Raw genomic sequence first — 17329 nt, 5'->3', positions numbered from 1 at the left:
TCATGAGCCCTGACCGTGCCGCAGCAGCGCGTCCCGGACCAGGGTCAGGTTCCGCAGCTTGGGCAGCTCGGACTGCGGGATCTCCACCTTGTACCGCTTCTCCAACCGGGCGAGGATCTCGATCGCCCGCAACGAGTCCGCGTCGTACTCCTCCATGAAGTCGCCGGTGTCGGTCAGCTCCTCCGGCTCCAGCTCCAACACCTCGGCGACCAGTTCACGCAGGTCGTCCATCGGATAGGCAAGGTCGGTCACGGCAGCTCCTCCAGGGGCGGACGATGATCGGTCATGGCACGGGTTCGGACGGCAGCAGCACACGGGGTCGGACCGCCGCGACGAGCGATTTCGCGGTGGCGATCCGGCGATCGCCGACCCAGGTCTGACCGGCCGCGAAGATGGTGTCGGCGACCGCGTGATCGAGCACGACCTCGTGTCGCAGCACGTCGCCGGGGTACGCCCGGCCGTGGACGCGGTAGTCCCGGATGCCGCCCAACACGAACATCTCGTCCGCCGCCAGCACCCGGTCGGTCGCCGCCATGAAGAGCAGCGCGGCGGCCTGCCCGATCGACTCGATCGCCAGCGAGACCGGGTACGCGTACGCCTGCGGTGGCGCCTCGTCGGCGATCGCCGCGTAGCAGGTCTCGGCCAGGCTGATCGCCTTGACCGCGGTGATCCGTCGGCCCGGCTCCAACTCCAGCACCCGGTCGATCAGCAGCAGCGGGTGACGCTGGGGCAGGATCCGGCGGATGGCGGGCAGATCGAGCATGTCAGCCGTCCCGCTCGGCGAAGTCGGCGCGCAGCCGGGCGCAGGGCTCGTCGGCAAGCGTCAGCTCGGCCCGGGCCCGCCAGCCGGCCGCGATCCGACGCAGCTCGACGTCGAAGACGATCTCGTCGCCGGGACGCGCCGCGCGCAGGAACCGGACCGAGGTGAGGGCGCACAGGTCGGCGACGGGCTGCCCGGCGTGGGCGAGCCCGGCGCGTACGGTCTGCTCCAGTCCTTCGACGATGAGCACCCCGGGCCAGACCGGCAGGCCGGGGAAGTGGCCCCGCAGCAGTGGCTCCTCGGGCGCAACCGTGAACACCGCACGGATCGACAGCACCGGTGACGAGGCACCTGCCACTGGCGGGTCGACGCTGATCCGGTCGACCGCCCGGGCCGGGACGGCATGCCCCGGTGCGGGCACCGGGACCCAGGTGGCCACGCTTCCCACGGTCACAGTGAGATGCCCCCGTCGACCTGGAAGACCTGACCGGTGACGTAGGCCGAGGCGTCGGAGAGCAGGAACTGCACCATCGCCGCCACCTCGTCGGGTCGACCGAAGCGCCGCAGGGTGATCTGGCCGAGCGCCTTGGTACGCAGCGACTCGTCGAGGGCGTCGGTCATGTCGGTCTCGATGAAGCCCGGTGCGACCACGTTGACCCGGATGCCGTGCCCGCCGACCTCCTTGGCGAGCGACCGGCTCAGCCCGATGATGCCGGCCTTTGCGGCCGCGTACGCCGTCTGGCCGACGTTGCCGTGGATCCCGGCGACCGAGGAGATGGTGACGATGGCCCCGGCGCGGCGCTTCATGAACCGGAACGCGACCGACCGGCACACGTTCCAGGTGCCAGTCAGGTTGGTCGCCTGCACCAGGTGCCAGTCCTGGGGTGCGGTCAGCACCAGCGGCGCGTCCCGGGTCAGGCCGGCGTTGCTGACCAGGCCGGTGAGCGGGCCGAGCTTCTGCTCCGCCGCGCGGACGAACTCGTCGACGGCGGCGGTGTCGGCCACGTCGCACGGCGCGAAGTAGGTCGGCACGCCAAGCGCCCGCACGGCGGCGTCGGTCTGCTCGGCCGCCTCCGACCAGGCGCTGAAGCAGCCCGCCACGGCGTGGCCGGAGGCGGCGAGGCGCAGCGCGACGGCCCGGCCGATCCCGCGGGACACCCCCGTGACGAGAACGATGGGCGAGTCTGTCACTTCGTCCCCCCAGGATCAGCCCCGCGACCAAGATTCACAGATGTGCATATCTTGATTGATAAGGCTCGGGCAGGCAAGGGCGAGGTCGCCGTTTCTCAATCGATGAGCGAGATCGCCGCCTTCGGACAGGACCGGGCCGCCGCCTCCGCCGCAGCCCACTGGGACGGCTCCGGCCGGGACACGAGAACGTGCAGCTGCTCCTCGTCGTCCAGGGCGAACAGCGACGGCGCGAGCGCCGCGCAGACCCCGTTGCTCTCACAGCGGTCGACCTCGACGACCACCCGCATCGCCACCGCCACCCCTTTCGCCTCGCCGCGCCACCCGAGGGCCGGACGGCGCTCAGATCACCCCGTCGGCCCGCAGCTTCGCCCGCGCCTCGTCGTCGTAGCCGACCGCCGCGAGAAGCTCGTCGGTGTGCTCGCCACGGACGGACGCACCACGCCGCACCCCGGTCGGCGTCCGGCCGAACTTCGCCACCGGGCCGGTCAGTTCCGCCACGCTGCCGTCGGAGAGTTCCGTGGCGGCCAGCATGCCACGCGCCCGGACGTGCTCGTCCGTGGCGACCTCGGAGAGCGACCGCACCCGCCCGGCGGCGATGCCGATCCGGTCCAGGTCGGCCAGCACCTGCGCGGCGTCCCGGGTGGCACACCACTGCGCGAGCAGCGCGTTCACCGGTTCCCGCCGGGCCCGACGCTCCCGGTTGGTGGCGAAGCCCGGCGCGCGGGCGAGCTCCGGACGCCCGACCAGCTCAGCCAGCGCCCGCCACTGCCGGTCGAACGCCACCACCAGGTAGACCGCCCCGTCCCGGCACGCGTACGAGTTGCTCGGCACCAGGAACTCGGTCTCGTCGCCGCGCCGCACCGGTGGCGCGCCCGCCGCCGCGAGCGTCAGGTAACCGTTGCTCTGGAACAGCAGCGCGTCGGTCATCGCCACGTCGACGTGCTGACCCTCCCCGGTCGCGTCCCGGTGCCGCAGCGCCGCCAGCGCGCCGATCGCGCCGTGCAGCCCGGCCAGGTCGTCGGCGAGGAAGGTGGGTGCCTTCACCGGCGGGCCGTCCGCGGCGCCGTTGAGCGCCATCCAGCCGCTCTCGGCCTGCACGATCGGGTCGTATCCGCGCCGCCGGGCACCCGGGCCGAAGCCACCCCAACCGGAGATCGAGACCAGGATCAGGCCCGGGTGCTCGCGGTGCAACCGGTCGAACCCGATCCCCCACCGCGCCATCGTGCCGGGCTGGAAGTTCTCCACCACGATGTCCGCCGTACCGGCCAGCGCGAGGAAGACCTCCTGGCCGGCCGGGGTACGCAGGTCCAGGCTGACGCTGCGCTTGTTGCGGTTCACCGTCTGGTCGAACCAGGACAGGCCGGTGCCCGGGATGAGCGGTTCGAGCTGACCGGCCCGGTTGCTCGGCAACTCCACCCGGATCACGTCGGCGCCGAGATCGGCCAGGACGCACGAGGCCATCGGGCCGGACCAGACGGTTGTCACGTCCAGCACCCGGACGCCGTCGAGCGGCCCGGCCAGATCGGCCCGCGCGTCGCGGTAGAAGTCCGCCGCCTCCATCAGCACCGCTCCAGGATGGCGGCCGTACCGAGCGAACCGCCGCAACACATCGCGACCAGGGCCAACGTGCCGTCGGTCCGCTCCAACTCGTGCAGCGCGGTCACCAGCAGCCGAGCCCCGCTGGCGCCCAGCGGATGGCCGAGCGAGATCGCGCCACCGGAGACGTTCAACCGGTCCAGGTCGGCGTCGTAGGCGTTGCGCCAGGCCAGCACGACCGCGGCGAACGCCTCGTTGATCTCGTACCGGTCGATGTCGCCGATCTTCAGGCTGGCCCGACCGAGCACCGTACGGGTCGCCTCGATCGGCCCGTCGAGCAGGAAGTACGGGTCGGCACCGACCACCGCCTGGTGCCGCAGGATCGCCCGGGGCCGCAGCCCGAGCGCCAACGCCCGGTCGCGGGACATCCACAGCACCGCAGCCGCCCCGTCGGAGACCTGCGAGATGGTGCCGGCGGTGTGCAGCCCGTCCGGAATGGCCGGGGCGATCGCGGCCAGCCCCTCCGGCGTGGTCTCGCGTACGCCCTGGTCCCGGTCCACCACGGCCGGCGCGCCCGGGACCGGGTCGCCACCGCGCACGTCGACCGGCACCACCTCGGCCGCGAAGCGCCCCTGCGCCCACGCCCGGGCGGCCCGGCGCTGCGACAACAGGCCGTAGCCGTCCAGGTCGGCCCGGCTCAACCCCTCTCGGCGGGCAATCCGCTCGGCCCCGCCGAACTGGCTTTTCGGCGGGTCGTCCCACGGATAGTCGCGGGTCTTGTAGTGGCCCGGCCCCTGGTAGAGGTTCACCCCGATCGGCACCCGGCTCATCGACTCGACGCCGCAGGCGATTCCGATGTCGATCACGTCCGCCGCGATCAGCGCGGAGATCAGGTGGTTGGCCTGCTGGGCGCTGCCGCAGGAGGTGTCCACCGTGGAGGCCGGCACGGACCAGGGCAGCCCGGTGCTCAGCCACGCGTTGCGGGTGACGTTCAAGCTCTGCTCACCGGCCTGGGTGACGCAACCGCCGATGATCTGACCGACCTCCGCCGGCTCGATGCCGGCCCGCCGGATCACCTCGACCTGCACCAGGCGCAACAACTCGACCGCCTTCAGGCCGGAGAGCCAGCCGCCCCGGCGGCCGATCGGGGTGCGGACCGCCTCGACGATCACCGGCGTGGCCACTCAGCGCACCTCCGCCGGGCTGGCGGCCTGATCCGCGGTCAACCGCCACAACCGCTCCTCGGCCAGGCAGGACAGCGGCGCCACGAAGCGCAGTTGGCTCGCGTACGCCAGCATCGCGATCGCCTTGCGACCCTCGTGCCGGGCGTCCTCAAGCGGGTCGGCGTGCCCCGGCTCGGCGTTGGCCCGGTGCCTGGCGGCGAACCGCTCGACCGCGGCGGCGGCCCGGCGCGGGCGATGGTTGCGGTAGGGCAGGTCCTCGTACGCGATCAGGTGCCGCACGCCGGCACCGGCGACCGCCGCCGGCCAGACCCGGCCGACCTGCTCATGGTCGGGGTGAAAGAGACCCACCGGCCCGAACACCGTCTCCGGCCGGATCTCGTCGACCGCGCGGCACACCACCTCGGCCACCTCGTCGTCGGTCGAGGGCATCGAGTACTGGTGGTCCAACAGGTCGGCGTGCAGCGGACGGGCGTCGAGCAGGTCCAACGCGGTGCGATCCTCCTCGCGGCGGTGGTGCACGGCCGAGCGGGACTCGATGAACCCGCTGGCGAGGTCGTACTTCGTGGTGGTGAAGCGGGGCGGGCGACCCGCGAACACGGTAAGCACGACCGCTCCGGGGCGCGCGGACAACAGCTTGCCGATGGAGAGCACCGCGTCATCAAGGTGGGTCGAGATCACCAATGTCTCCGCCATGCCTCGCCTTCCCGACCGTGCCGGGCGATCGCGGAGGCGATCATGCTCGCGCCCGCCCGGTTAGTCTTGCCGGATTCCCAACGACACGCAATAGTGACCAACATGGATGTCGCCCCGGTCGGCGTACCGCCCCGCTTCGACGTCTTCGATCCGCACACCCTGACCGATCCCTATCAGGCGTACCGACAGGCCCGCGAGGCGGCGCCGATCTGCCGGGGCGGCCCCGGCCAGTGGGTGGTGCTGCGGCACGCCGACATCAGTCGCCTGCTCCGCGACGATCGCCTCGGCACCGAGTTCCCGCCGGAATACCAGGATCTCGCCTGCGGCGACAGCCAGATCGCCACGCTGCGCTCACACATCGTAATGACCCGCGACGGGGCCGTCCACAACCGCCTCGCCCGGCTGATGGGCCAGGCGTTCAGCCCGACCCGGGACCGCTCGCTGATCGCCGGGATCGACCGCGAGGTACGCGGCGCCGTCGACCGGGTGCTCGCCCTGGGCCACTTCGACGCGCTGAACGATCTGGCGTTCCCGCTGGTCGTGGAGATCCTCTGCCGGGCCCTCGGGGTGGCGCCGAGCGACGCGGTGCCATGGCGCGCCCGCGTGCTCGACCTCGGCCGGGCCTTCGTCCCGGTCATCCCGGCGGAGGAACGCGCCGGCATCGACGCGACGATCGAGGCGCTGCGCGACGTGGTCCGCCCGGTCGTCGCGGCACGGCGCACCGATCCGCGCGACGACCTCGTCTCCCGGCTGGTCGCCGCCCAGGCCACCGAGGACTGGCTCAGCACCGACATGGTCGTCGACAACGTGGTCTTCCTCTGGTTCGCCGGCTTCGAGACCACTGTCAACCTGGTCGCCAACGGCTGCGCCATCCTCGCCGAACGGGACCGGCTGCTGACCCGGCTACGGGCCGAACCCGCGCTGGTGCCGGGCGCGGTCGAGGAGTTCGCCCGCTTCGAGGCGCCGATCCAGGTCACCAGCCGGTACGTCCGGGCCCCCGTCGAGGTCGGCGGCCGGACCGTACGCCGGGGCCGGATCGTGCATCTCGTGCTCGGCTCCGGCAACCGGGACCCCGAGCAGTTCGCCGACCCGGACACCGTCGACCCGACCCGCAGCCCCAACCAGCACCTCGGTTTCGGCGGCGGGCCGCACTACTGCCTGGGCGCACCGCTGGCCCGGCTCATCTGCCGCACCCTCTTCGCCGAGCTGACCGCGCGTACCGGGCTGGTCCCGGCCGCCCCCGCGGAACGGGCCCAGCGGGTGATCTTCCGTGGCTACCGGCGGGTCCCGCTGGTCGCCGAGGCCGTCTAGTGGTCCGCGCCCAGCCGATCGGCACGCCGCCGGTCGACATCGAGTCGGGCGGCACCCAGCCGATCGGCACCCAGCCGGGCGACCTGCCGTCGGGCGACAGTTCGTCGGGCGGGGCGCCGGCCGGTCCGATCGCCCGGCTGGTGGCCACTGCGGACTACCACCGCGACCCGTACCCGCACCTCGCCGCAGTACGCGAGGAGCACCGACTGTGGCCGATCGGCCCCGACACGTACGCGCTCACCCGCTACGACGACGTGGCCCGGATCCTCGGCGACCGGCGGGTGGGCAACGGGCCGCCGGTGACCCGACCGGGTTCCGCCGGGACCGTCTCCGGCCTGCGGGCCGCCGCCGCGTCGGCGGCCCGGCCGATAAGCGTGCTCGATCCGCCCGAACACGACCGGGTCCGGCAGGCGCTGTCGGCGGCGTTCCCGCGCAGTCTCGTCGCCGCGCTGCGGCCACGCGTGCGCGCCCTCGTCGACGACCTGATGACGACGTTGGCCGCCCGCGCGCCGGGGCCGATCGACGCGGTCACCGAGTTGGCCCTGCCGGTGCCCCTCGCCGTGATCAGCGAACTGCTCGGCGTACCGGAGCGCGACCGCGCGGCCATCGCCGCGCTCGGGCCGGCGCTGGCCGCCAACGGGGACCCGCAGGAGTTGGTCGGTCCGGACCGGTCGGCCGCCGCCCGGCAGGCCGAACGGGAGTTCCTCGCCATCATCGGCCGGCTGGTGGTTCGGCAACGCCGCACGCCGACCGGGCGGATGCTGCCGGCCCTGCTCGGCACCCAGGTCGACGGCGCCCGGTTGGCCTTCGACGAACTCGTCGCCAACATCGCCTTCCTCTTCGTCAACGGGTACCACAACACCGTCAACCAGATCACCATGGCGCTGCGGGCGCTGCTCGACCGGCCCGACCAGCTCGCCCGGTTGCGGGCCGACCCCGGCCTGGTCACCCGCGCGGTGCCGGAGCTGATGCGCTTCGACAGCCCGATCCAGTCCATCGCCCGGGTCGTCCACCAGCCCGTCGAGATCGGTGGCATCCGGCTACCCGAGGGCACCCAACTGATGGCGCTGATCGGTGCCGCGCACCGGGACCCACGCGCCTTCGCCGAACCGGACCGGCTCGACATCGCCCGGGTCACTGCCCGGCGGCCGTTGGCCTTCGGCGGCGGCGCGCACTACTGCATTGGCGCCGCGCTCGCCCGGATCGAGGTCGAGACGCTGCTCGCCGCCCTGATCAGCCGGTTTCCCGGGCTCGCGCCGGCCGGTGCGGCACGCTGGTCGAGCACCTTCATCCTGCGCGGTCTCGACCACCTGCCGCTGGAGTTGGGCGTGCCGGCACCCGCCGGGCGCTGACCGGCAGATCGGCCTCGGCCGCGGTGGCCAGGATCGTCGCGGCGGCCACCCGCAGCCCTCGTTCGGCGCGCAGCCGGGTACCGAGTTCGGCGGCGGGCCCGGCCAGCCCCAGCGCCGCGCGGACGGCCCGGGTGAGCCGGTCCGCGTCCACCCGGTGCCAGTCCAGGCGCACCCCGACGCGCAGCGCCGCCAGCACCGACGCCGTCTCGAACTGGTCCACGATGGAGGGCATCACCACCGCTGGTCGACCGGCGTGGGCGAACGCCGCAGCGGTGCCGATGCCGCCGTAGTGCACGCCTACCGCGGCCCGCGCGGCGACCAGCGACAGCGGCACGTACCGGTCGACGTAGAGCGGACCGTCCACGCCGGTCTCGGTCGCCGCGAAGTCGATGTAGACGCCGCGCCGGCCGAGCCGTGCGCAGACCTCCTTGGCGACCTGCCGGAACCCCTGCGCGGGCAGGTGCGGCGGGGCCCGGAAGACGATCGGTGCCTCGCCCGCGTCCAGGTACCGGTCGAGCGGGGCACGGCTGCGCCAGACCCGGGTCTGGTCCCAACCGGCCAGGCCGACGACGGAGACCGACGGCGGCAGCGTACGTCCGTCGAAGAACAACGGCGAGGTCAGCACCAGGGTCTGCGTCGGCGACCGGCACAGGCCGAGGAACGAGGCGGCCGGCAGGTCGGTGCCGAGCGCCTCGGCCACCTCGCGGACCCGGGGCAGGAACCGCCGGTCCAGGGTACGGCCGAAGGCCCGCCACGCGGCCCGGTTGGCGATCCGGCCCAGCGACGGCCGGGGCAGGTACAGCGGCATCCGCTCGGAGTTCGGAAAGAGCCAGGTCGCCGGGCTCACGGTCAACCACGGCAACCGGCGGGCGGTGGCGACGAGCGCACCGGCGATCTGGATCGGGTGGGCCACGATCACGTCGCCCGCGCGGACGATCCCGTCCAGTTCGGCGGTGGTCGCGGCCAGCGGCGCCACCACCCAGCGTTCGGTCAGTTCCAGGAAGCCGCGCCGTCCCCGGCTCGGCCGGACCTCCTCGGTGGCCGCCGTGGTGGCCGCCACCCCGAGCGGCGCGAACGGCACCCGCTCGCCGAGGGCCAGCGCCGCCACCTGCGGGCTGGCCGCGAGCAGCACGTCGCCGCCGAGCGCCTGGATGGTCCTGGCCAGCCCCAGGTACGGCAGGATGTCGCCCATCGAGCCACCGGTCACCAGCACGAACCTGGGTGTTGCGGGCATCGCCTCGCCTCCGCCGACGGTTGGGGATACCGGCCCTTGCCATATCGACTGGCGCCGATCATAGTCGCTCTATGGCGACGCCGCTCACGCCGCTACCGCCCCGCTTCGACGGCACCGATCCGGAGGTGATCCGCGACCCCTACCCGAGCTACGCGCGGCTGCGCGCGATCGGGCCGGTCTGCCGCTTCGGCGCCCAGCAGTACGGGGTGACCCGGTACGCGGACGTCAGCGCGTTGCTGCGCGACTCCCGACTCCGCAAGTACGCGATCTCCGAGGATTACTACCGGCTGGCCGCGCGCGGCGGCACGGCGAGCGCCTTCTTCGCCCGGATGGACATCGCCCGGGGCAGCGCCGAGTTGCGCCGCGCCCTGACCCAGGCGGTCAGCCGCAGCACCGTGGCCGGGCTCGCCCCGACCGTCGACCGACTGATCGACGAGTTGCTCGAACCGTTGCTGGACGGCGGCGGGGAGGCCGTCGCCGACCTCGCCCAGCCGCTGGCGCACGCCGTGCTCTGCGCGCTGGTCGGGGTACCGGCCGCGGACCGGGCGGCGGTCCGCGAGCGGGTCTCGGTGCTGTCGGTCTTCGGCGACGCGGTGATGCTCGGCCGCGCCGACCATGCCCCGGCCGACGCCGCGTTGAGCTGGCTGCGGGAGCACGTCGCGAGCCTGCTCGCCGAGCGCGCTCGGCGCCCCGCCGACGACCTGCTCACCCGGCTCGCCGCCCTGGCCACCACGGAGGAGATCCGCAACCAGGCGATCGACCAGGTGCTGACCCTGCTGTACGCGGGCAGCGACACCACCGCCAACCTGATCGCCACCGGCATCTCCGCGCTGGCCGAGCGGCCGGACGAGTTCGCCCGACTGCGGGCGGCACCGGCGCTGGCCACGCCCGCGGTCGAGGAGTTCCTGCGGTTCGACGCGCCGATCCAGGTGACCACCCGGGTCGCGGACCATCCGGTGACGATCGGCGACCGGAGCATCCGCGCCGGCCGGATCCTGGTGCTCATGCTCGGCAGCGCCAACCGCGATCCGCAGCGGTTCGCCGAGCCGGACCGGATCGACATCGGACGCACCCCGAACCCGCACGTGAGCTTCGGCGGCGGCGGCTTCTACTGCTTCGGGGCACCGCTGGCCCGGGCGCAGGCGGTCGCCGTGTTCGATGCGCTGTCCCGGCGGTGCGCGGCCCTGGAGCCACGGGCACCGGCGCAACGGGCCGCCCAGTTCAACTTCCGCGCCTTCCGGACCGTGCCGGTCACCTGCGTGCCCGCGTAAAACCGGACCGGGGCCGCCGTTCCGGCCTTCAAAAATCTGATCGCTGTCGATATCGTACTGAGCATCGGTAGCGACAAAATTCGATCAATAGCCGTTCGAGGGGTGCGTTGACGGTGCGTACGGACGGGCGTTACACCCTTGGCCTGAACATCAACCTGCATGACGCCTCGGCGGCACTGCTCCGCGACGGGCGGCTCGTCCGCCTCGTCGAGCAGGAGAAGGTCTCCCGGCGCAAGCACGCCCTCGGGCAGCCACCGACCGACGCCATCCGCGAGCTGCTCGCCGCCGAGGGGATCACGGCGGCGTCGCTGGAGGCCGTCGCGGTCGGCTGGGACCTGCGGCGTACCCCGCTCGGCCGCAGCCGCCGGCTCACCCCGGAGGCGCTACGCAAGACGCTCTTCCCGCACGACGACGATCTCACCCTGCCGCCGCTGACCTGGGTGCCGCACCACCTGGCCCACGCCGCCAGTGCCTACTACCCCAGCGGCGAGTCGGACGCCGCCATCATCGTCATCGACGGAGCCGGCGAGTCGCAGTGCTCCACGATTGCGCACGGCCGCGACGGGCGCATCGAGATCCTGCGCGAATGGCCGATCAGCCAGTCGCTCGGCTTCTTCTACGCCGCCGCGTCCAAATGGGCCGGTCTGGGCGAATGGGGCGCGGGCAAGCTGATGGGACTGGCCGCCTACGGCCGGGCCGGCGGCGAGATCCCGCTGCACGGCCGGCCCGACGGCTACGAACTGCTGCTTCCCGACGCCCCACCCGAGGCCGGCAGCTCCTCCGGCATTCCCCGGATGGGCTTCCCGGCCGCGTACGACCAGGCGGTCCGGCGCGCCTTCGGCTGCCACTACCCGTACGCCTCCCGGGCCGGTGAGGACGCCATCGCGTACGCCGACTTCGCCGCCTCGGTCCAGTCCGCGCTGGAGGATGCCGTCCTCGGCCTGGCCACCTACGCCCGGGAACGCACCGGCGCCTCGGCACTGGTGCTCGCCGGTGGCGTCGGCATGAACTGCTCGATGGTCGGCCGATTGCTGCGCAGCGGTCTCTACGACCGGATCTACGTGCCGCCGGTCCCCACCGACGTGGGCGTCTCGCTTGGCGCGGCGATCGTGGAGGCACGCGACGCCGGGGTCTTCACCCCCGAGCCGATCGACCACGCGTACTGGTCACTGGGCATCTCCGCCGCGCAGGCCGGGGCCGCCGTGACCGAGGCCGGTCTGGTCAGCCTCGCGCTGGACGAGGCGCGGCTGGCCGCGCTCGCCGGGGACGCCGTCGCCGACGGCCGGGTGATCGCCTGGGCCCGGGGCAACGGCGAGATCGGGCAGCGGGCGCTCGGCGCACGCAGCCTGGTCGCCGATCCACGCGACCGCCGGACCCTGGAGCGGCTCAACGTGATCAAGGGCCGCGAGATGTGGCGTCCGGTCGCCCCGAGCGTGCTGCACGAGCACATCGGCGAACTGATCGCCACGCCGACCGGCAGCCCGGCCAGCTTCATGCTGGCCGCCGGTGCGGTCCGGCCGGCGATGCGGCAGGTGATCCCGGCCGTCACGCACGTCGACGGCTCCGCCCGTCCGCAGGACGTCGACCGGGCCACCAATCCGGGTTACTGGTCGATGATCGACCGCTTCCGCCAGCGCACCGGGGTGCCCGCCGTGGTGAACACCTCGCTCAACCTGGCCGGGGAGCCGATCGTCAACACCGCCGCCGAGGCGGTCGACACCTTCCTCCGGGCCAAGGACATCGACCTGCTCATCCTCGCCGACCGGGTGGTGGCCCGCGCACCGAGCGAGCTGCCCGAGCCGGCGGAGGGTTGATGGCCGGCACCGGCGTGCTGCGCTGGCTGGACGAACCTTCCGCCGGTCGTGGCATCCGATTCTCGGCTCCCGACGGCACCTGGCGGCATCTCGGCTATCCGGAGCTGGCCGAATCCAGCCGCCGGGCCGCCGCCGCGCTGCACGAGGTCGGCGTCCGCCCCGGCGACACCGTGGCCATGGTCAGTGCCGGTGGCCCCGATTTCGTCGGCGTACTCTTCGGCGCGCTGCTCCTGGGCGCCTACCCGGCACCGCTGGCACCGCCGCAGCGGCTGGCCGGCACGGACGGCTACGCCGACCGGCTGTGCGCCACAGTGGACAGCATCGCGCCCACCGTCGTCGTGCCCGACCCCGCCCACCGCACGGTGGTCGCCGCCGCGCTTGCCGTCGGCGATCCGGTCGCCGCCGGCCAGGCCGCGCCCGCCTCTGCTGGCTGCGCCGGGGTGGCCGCCGGTTCGGCCGGTGTGGCCCGTACCCGGCCGGTGTGCCGCGACAGTGCGGAGCTGGTCGGGCACGCCACGGTCTGGGACCGGCCGCCGGCCGCCGGTGGCGGGCTCGTGCAGACCACCTCCGGTTCGGGCGGCACCCGCAAGGCGGTCCGGATCCCGCTCGACGCGCTCGCCGCGAACATCGCCGCCATCCGGTCCTGGCTCGGCATGTCCGGTGCCACGGCGACCGCGTCCTGGCTGCCCGTGCACCACGACATGGGTCTGATCGGCTGCCTGCTCACCCCGATCGTGGACGGCAGCGACCTGACCCTGATGACGCCTGGCGAGTTCGTGCACCGGCCGTTGCGCTACCTCGCCCTGTTCAGCGGCGACGGCGCCGCGCACACCGCGATGCCGGCGTTCGGCCTGGCGCACCTGCTGCGGCGGGTCGGCGACGAGCAGTTGGCCGCCCTCGACCTGACCGGCTGGCGTTCGCTGATCGTCGGGGCCGAACGCGTCGACGCGGAGCTGCTGACCGCCTTCGCCGGGCGACTGCGCCGGTGCGGCTTCGACCCCCGGGCGCTGCTGCCGGCGTACGGCCTGGCGGAGGCGACCCTGGCGGTCACCGGCGCGCGGGTGACCGCCACCTGGTCCTCGGTACGGGTCGACGCCGCCTCCGTCGCACCGGGTCGGGCGGTCCGCCTGACCGACGACGCCGACGGGCTCCCCGTGGTCGGCTGCGGCGGCCCGCTCGACGCGGTGACGGTCACCATCGTCGACGCCGAGGGCCGCCCGGTGCCCGTGGGCCAGGTCGGCGAGATCGTGGTGCAGAGCCCCGGTCTCGCCGCCGGCTACCTGACCGCTGCCGGTGAGCTGTCCGCCGATGCCGGCACCACCGGCGGCACCCGATTCCAGGCCGGGCGGCTGCACACCGCCGATGCCGGCTTCCTGCACCAGGGCCAGCTCTACGTGTTGGGCCGGCTCGGCGACAGCCTGAAGGTACGCGGCCGGACGGTCTTCGCCGAGGACGTCGAGGCGGCCCTGGTCGCCGGTGGCGTGCCCCGGCACCGGTTGGCCGCCCTGCTCGGTGCCCGGGACGGCGTACCGAGCGCGGTCGTGGTGCTGGAGCAGCCGGAACGGGCCTGGGTCGAGGTGGCCCAGCGGGAGTTGCGCCGGCTGGCCGACGGGGCGCGGTCGACGGTGATCAGCGCCCGGCCACGCACGATCGCCCGGACCAGCAGCGGAAAGCCCCGGCGGCGAGAACTGTGGGACCTCCTGATCACCAACCGGCTAGGCAGGGAGACAACTTGATGAGCGAAGCATCCGACACGCTGCTCGACGGCCAGACCGAGGACCAGATCCGCGCGGCGGTCCGCGCGATCGTCATGGAGCTCGCGCCCGAGCCGGACGAGGACGCCCCCGGCGACGCGACGCTCGTGGAGAGCCTCGGATATCACTCGCTCGCGCTCATGGAACTGGCCTTCACCCTGGAGGACCAGTACGACCTCGACCCGCTGGACGAGCAGCGGGCACGCGCCATCACCACCCTCGACGACATCACCAACCACGTAATCACCGAACTCCGCACCCGCGACTAACCCCCACCCCACCCACCCCACCCCCCAAAACCTCTCCCGTTGATCATGAGGTTAGCGGCAGTTTGAAGATCGATCATTGCCGTCAACCTCATGGTCAACGAGGGTAGGTGGGCTAGCTGGGGCGCTCCAGGAACATCCAGCGGTGGCCCTCGACGTCCTCGGCGCGGTACTGGCGACCCCAGGGGCTGTCGCCCGGCTCGGAGAGGATCACCGCGCCCTTCTCCCGGGCCCGGGCGCAGTGCCCGTCGACGTCCGGGACGTAGACCAGCACGCCGTCGATGGTGTACGGCACCTTCGACCACGCGGCAGCGGCGGCGCAGTGTTCCCGGTGCGCACGGGGACCCTCGTAGTCGCGGGTCCCGGTGGCCATCATGATCACACCGTCGCCGGCGATCATCTCGCCGTGGCTGAGCATGCCATCGTCGACCCAGCGGGCCTGCTCCACGAAGCCGAAGGCCTCCGCGAGCCAGTCCATCGCCGCCGGGCCGTCCGCATAGTTGATCATCGGTACGACGCCCTGGCGGGACGCTCTCGTCTGCTCCGGCATGCCAGTCACCCTCTCGTGTCGTGGGTCCCGATCCAACCCGAATGATAGTTGTCGATTACTGGTTACGCCGGGCGCAGCGCCGTCGCGGCCGGGTCGAACCGCAGCCGTGCCCGGCCGGCCCCGAAGTACCGTTCCCGCAGCGTCCGCTCGGCCGGGTCGTACGCCCGCCGCACCAGGCCACGGTCGGCCAACTCCGGAATCAGCAGGTCACACAGGTCGTCGATGCCGCCGGTGGGCGGGCACGGGAAGAGGTTGAACCCGTCGATCCCGGTCCGCTCGATCCACTCCTCCATCCGGTCGGCGATCTGGGCCGGCGTACCGAAGAGCATGTGCCGGTCGTACCGGTGCGGCCGTTTCGGCGTCGCCACCAGCCGCCGGACGTCCGCCACGGTCCAGCTGCGCTCCCCGTCGAGTTGGCTGAGGAAGGCCGTGATCGAACCGCCGTCCGCGCCGATCACCTCGAAGGCGTCCGCGTCCTGCGGGTAGCTGTCCAGGTCCACCCGGGACCACTGGCACCACTTCGCCAACTGGCCCTCGGTGCTGGTCAGCTCCTGGTAGGCGTCCGCCTTGACCCGGGCCGCCGCGGCCGACTCCGCCACGATGAACGGGGTACCGTGCAGGATCCGCAGGTCGTCGGGCTCCCGACCGGCCGCGACCGCCAGGCCGCGCAGCCGTTCCACCTGCTCGGCACCGGTCTTCGGCCCGGCCAGGGTCACGAAGACCACCTCCGCGTGGCGGGCCGCGAAGGCCATCCCCCGAGCGGAGGCCCCGGCCTGGTAGAGCACCGGCGTACGCTGCGGCGAGGGCTCACACGAGTGCGGGGTGTCCATGTGGAAGTAGCTGCCCTGGTGGCGGACCGCCCGGACCAGAGCGTCGTCGGTGAAGACGTCCCGCTCGGCGTCGCGCACCACCGCCCCGTCGGACCAGCTCTCCTCCCACATCCGCCGGACCAGCTCGACGTACTCGTCCGCGCGGGCGTACCGGTCGTCGTGCGGCAGGTACTCGCACAGGCCGGCGCGTACCCCGAGCCGAGTGTCGGAGATGACGATGTTCCAGCCGATCCGCCCCTCGGTCAGGTGGTCGAGCGAGGAGAAGAGCCGGGCGCACTGGTAGGGCGCGTGGTACGAGGTGGAGTAGGTGACCGCGAGGCCCAGCCGGCGGGTCGTCGCGGCAAGTGCCGCGACGACAAGCATCGGGTCGACCACCGGCACCTGGACACCGTGCCGCACGGCCGGCCGCCACGAGTTGCGGTAGACGTCGAAGACGCCGTGGATGTCGGCGAGAAAGAGCGCGTCCACACACGCCGCCTCCAGCCGGCCGGCCAACCAGGTCCAGTAGTCGAGCGACCGGTAGCCGGTGGCGCTGCGGTCACCCGGATCCCGCCACATGCCGTCGAAGAGCGGCACCGGCGTGCACTGACTCAGCACGTTGAGGTACATGAACCGATCTCCTCCACTGTGCTCATCCGACGACCGCCGACGCGAGTACGGCGTCGATCTCGGCGATGAGGTCCGGGGCGAGCGTGACGCCGCTGGCCGTGACGTTCTGCCAGATCTGCTCCGGCCGCGTCGCCCCGACGATCGCGGCTGCGACCTCGCTGCGGCGCAGCACCCAGGCCAGCGCCAGCTGCGGCATGGACAGACCGGCCGCACCGGCCAGCGGCCGCAGCCGGTCCACGGCGGCCCGGACCGGCTCCGCGCTGAACGCGCGCATGGCCGACGCGGTGCCCCGACCCGCGGCGCGGCTGGTCGCCGGTGGCGGTTCGCCGGCCCGGTACTTTCCGCTCAGCGCGCCCTGGGCCAGCGGCGAGTAGACGATCTGCCCGATGCCGTGCGCCGCGCAGAGCGGAAACACCGCCGTCTCCGGTCGACGCCACAGCATCGAGTACTGCGGCTGGCTCGACCGGAACGGCGTCACGTCCGGCACCGCCAACGCGGCCTCGATGTTCTCCGGCGTCCACTCGCTGAACCCGGTCACCCGCACCTTGCCGGCCTCGACCAGCTCGGTGAGCGCCCCCATCGTCTCGGCCAGCGGAGTCGTCGAGTCGAACCGGTGACACTGGTAGATGTCGATGTAGTCGGTGCCGAGCCGGCGCAACGAGGCGTCGCACTGCTTGCGTACCTGCGCGGCGGAGAGCCCGAGTTCGCCACGCCCCATCGGCATGTAGACCTTCGTGGCCAGCACGTACCGATCTCGCTCGATGCCGGTGAAGGCCCGGGCGAGGAGTTCCTCGGCAGCGCCCCGGCCGTAGACGTTCGCGGTGTCGAAGAGGGTGATCCCGGCGTCCAGCGCCGCGTGCACGCAGTCGACGGCGTGCTCGTCGGTCACCTTGTCGCCGTAGGTCAGCCAGGAACCCAGCGCGATCTCGGACACCACCAGGTCACTGTCGCCCAACCGGCGGTACTGCATCGGT

18 protein-coding genes are annotated in these 17329 nt (G+C 72.9%); 6 read left to right on the top strand and 12 right to left on the bottom strand.

The annotated features are described in order from the left end of the window. The 8 genes from QQG74_RS14770 to QQG74_RS14735 all read right to left on the bottom strand — a co-directional run bounded on the left by QQG74_RS14770 (position 1) and on the right by QQG74_RS14735 (position 5364). The gene (locus QQG74_RS14770) at positions 1 to 231 is read right to left on the bottom strand and encodes an acyl carrier protein (protein WP_341721238.1); all 231 of its coding nucleotides are present in this window, start codon (positions 229 to 231) and stop codon (positions 1 to 3) included. Positions 232 to 283: 52 nt separating this feature from the next. Beyond that, on the bottom strand, positions 284 to 763 hold the full coding sequence (locus QQG74_RS14765; protein WP_341720858.1) for a beta-hydroxyacyl-ACP dehydratase: 480 nt from the start codon (positions 761 to 763) through the stop codon (positions 284 to 286). Position 764: 1 nt separating this feature from the next. Continuing rightward, positions 765 to 1199 (bottom strand): FabA/FabZ family ACP-dehydratase, encoded by a 435-nt coding sequence (locus QQG74_RS14760; RefSeq protein WP_341720857.1) that lies wholly within the window; start codon positions 1197 to 1199, stop codon positions 765 to 767. Between the two features lie 11 nt (positions 1200 to 1210). After that, positions 1211 to 1951: a 3-oxoacyl-ACP reductase FabG gene (gene fabG, locus QQG74_RS14755; RefSeq protein WP_341720856.1), complete on the bottom strand. Its 741-nt coding sequence runs from the start codon at positions 1949 to 1951 to the stop codon at positions 1211 to 1213. Positions 1952 to 2046: 95 nt separating this feature from the next. Continuing rightward, the gene (locus QQG74_RS14750) at positions 2047 to 2238 is read right to left on the bottom strand and encodes a ferredoxin (RefSeq protein ID WP_341721237.1); all 192 of its coding nucleotides are present in this window, start codon (positions 2236 to 2238) and stop codon (positions 2047 to 2049) included. Between the two features lie 52 nt (positions 2239 to 2290). Then, complete coding sequence (locus QQG74_RS14745) at positions 2291 to 3511, bottom strand: CoA transferase (RefSeq protein ID WP_341721236.1); 1221 nt, start codon at positions 3509 to 3511, stop codon at positions 2291 to 2293. After that, complete coding sequence (locus tag QQG74_RS14740) at positions 3511 to 4671, bottom strand: steroid 3-ketoacyl-CoA thiolase (protein ID WP_341720855.1); 1161 nt, start codon at positions 4669 to 4671, stop codon at positions 3511 to 3513. Before QQG74_RS14740 ends, QQG74_RS14745 begins: the two co-directional genes overlap by 1 nt. Further along, positions 4672 to 5364: a PIG-L family deacetylase gene (locus QQG74_RS14735; protein ID WP_341720854.1), complete on the bottom strand. Its 693-nt coding sequence runs from the start codon at positions 5362 to 5364 to the stop codon at positions 4672 to 4674. Positions 5365 to 5466: 102 nt separating this feature from the next. On the opposite strand from QQG74_RS14735, the gene QQG74_RS14730 reads away from it, so the two are divergent. After that, positions 5467 to 6675, top strand: coding sequence for a cytochrome P450 (locus QQG74_RS14730; RefSeq protein ID WP_341720853.1), 1209 nt, complete (start codon positions 5467 to 5469; stop codon positions 6673 to 6675). Next, the gene (locus tag QQG74_RS14725) at positions 6675 to 8027 is read left to right on the top strand and encodes a cytochrome P450 (RefSeq protein WP_341720852.1); all 1353 of its coding nucleotides are present in this window, start codon (positions 6675 to 6677) and stop codon (positions 8025 to 8027) included. Before QQG74_RS14730 ends, QQG74_RS14725 begins: the two co-directional genes overlap by 1 nt. Here the strand turns inward: QQG74_RS14725 and QQG74_RS14720 are convergent. Beyond that, positions 7963 to 9261 (bottom strand): nucleotide disphospho-sugar-binding domain-containing protein, encoded by a 1299-nt coding sequence (locus tag QQG74_RS14720; RefSeq protein WP_341720851.1) that lies wholly within the window; start codon positions 9259 to 9261, stop codon positions 7963 to 7965. The two genes, QQG74_RS14725 and QQG74_RS14720, sit on opposite strands and share 65 nt — an antisense overlap. A 71-nt stretch (positions 9262 to 9332) precedes the next feature. Between QQG74_RS14720 and QQG74_RS14715 the strand changes: the two genes are divergently transcribed. The 4 genes from QQG74_RS14715 to QQG74_RS14700 all read left to right on the top strand — a co-directional run bounded on the left by QQG74_RS14715 (position 9333) and on the right by QQG74_RS14700 (position 14369). Beyond that, entirely contained in the window at positions 9333 to 10532 is a 1200-nt protein-coding gene (locus QQG74_RS14715) for a cytochrome P450 (protein WP_341720850.1), read from the top strand. Positions 10533 to 10645: 113 nt separating this feature from the next. Beyond that, positions 10646 to 12346: a carbamoyltransferase C-terminal domain-containing protein gene (locus QQG74_RS14710; RefSeq protein ID WP_341720849.1), complete on the top strand. Its 1701-nt coding sequence runs from the start codon at positions 10646 to 10648 to the stop codon at positions 12344 to 12346. Further along, positions 12346 to 14082, top strand: a complete 1737-nt coding sequence (locus QQG74_RS14705) for an AMP-binding protein (protein ID WP_341720848.1) — start codon at positions 12346 to 12348, stop codon at positions 14080 to 14082. Before QQG74_RS14710 ends, QQG74_RS14705 begins: the two co-directional genes overlap by 1 nt. Beyond that, entirely contained in the window at positions 14082 to 14369 is a 288-nt protein-coding gene (locus QQG74_RS14700; protein ID WP_341720847.1) for an acyl carrier protein, read from the top strand. The genes QQG74_RS14705 and QQG74_RS14700 overlap by 1 nt, the downstream gene beginning before the upstream one ends. A gap of 112 nt (positions 14370 to 14481) precedes the next feature. Here the strand turns inward: QQG74_RS14700 and QQG74_RS14695 are convergent, their stop codons facing one another. The 3 genes from QQG74_RS14695 to QQG74_RS14685 form a co-directional block, all read right to left on the bottom strand. Beyond that, complete coding sequence (locus QQG74_RS14695; protein WP_341720846.1) at positions 14482 to 14916, bottom strand: VOC family protein; 435 nt, start codon at positions 14914 to 14916, stop codon at positions 14482 to 14484. 62 nt (positions 14917 to 14978) lie between these two features. Further along, the gene (locus QQG74_RS14690; RefSeq protein ID WP_341720845.1) at positions 14979 to 16355 is read right to left on the bottom strand and encodes an NtaA/DmoA family FMN-dependent monooxygenase; all 1377 of its coding nucleotides are present in this window, start codon (positions 16353 to 16355) and stop codon (positions 14979 to 14981) included. Positions 16356 to 16377: 22 nt separating this feature from the next. After that, a complete protein-coding gene (locus QQG74_RS14685; protein ID WP_341720844.1) occupies positions 16378 to 17325 on the bottom strand; it encodes an aldo/keto reductase family protein in 948 nt (315 codons plus the stop codon). Positions 17326 to 17329 lie beyond the last annotated feature (4 nt).

Source organism: Micromonospora sp. FIMYZ51, from assembly GCF_038246755.1.
In the GTDB taxonomy this organism is placed as follows: domain Bacteria; phylum Actinomycetota; class Actinomycetes; order Mycobacteriales; family Micromonosporaceae; genus Micromonospora.
The sequence above is the reverse complement of the archived record's forward strand: the minus strand, read 5'-3'. Positions and strand labels throughout refer to the sequence as shown.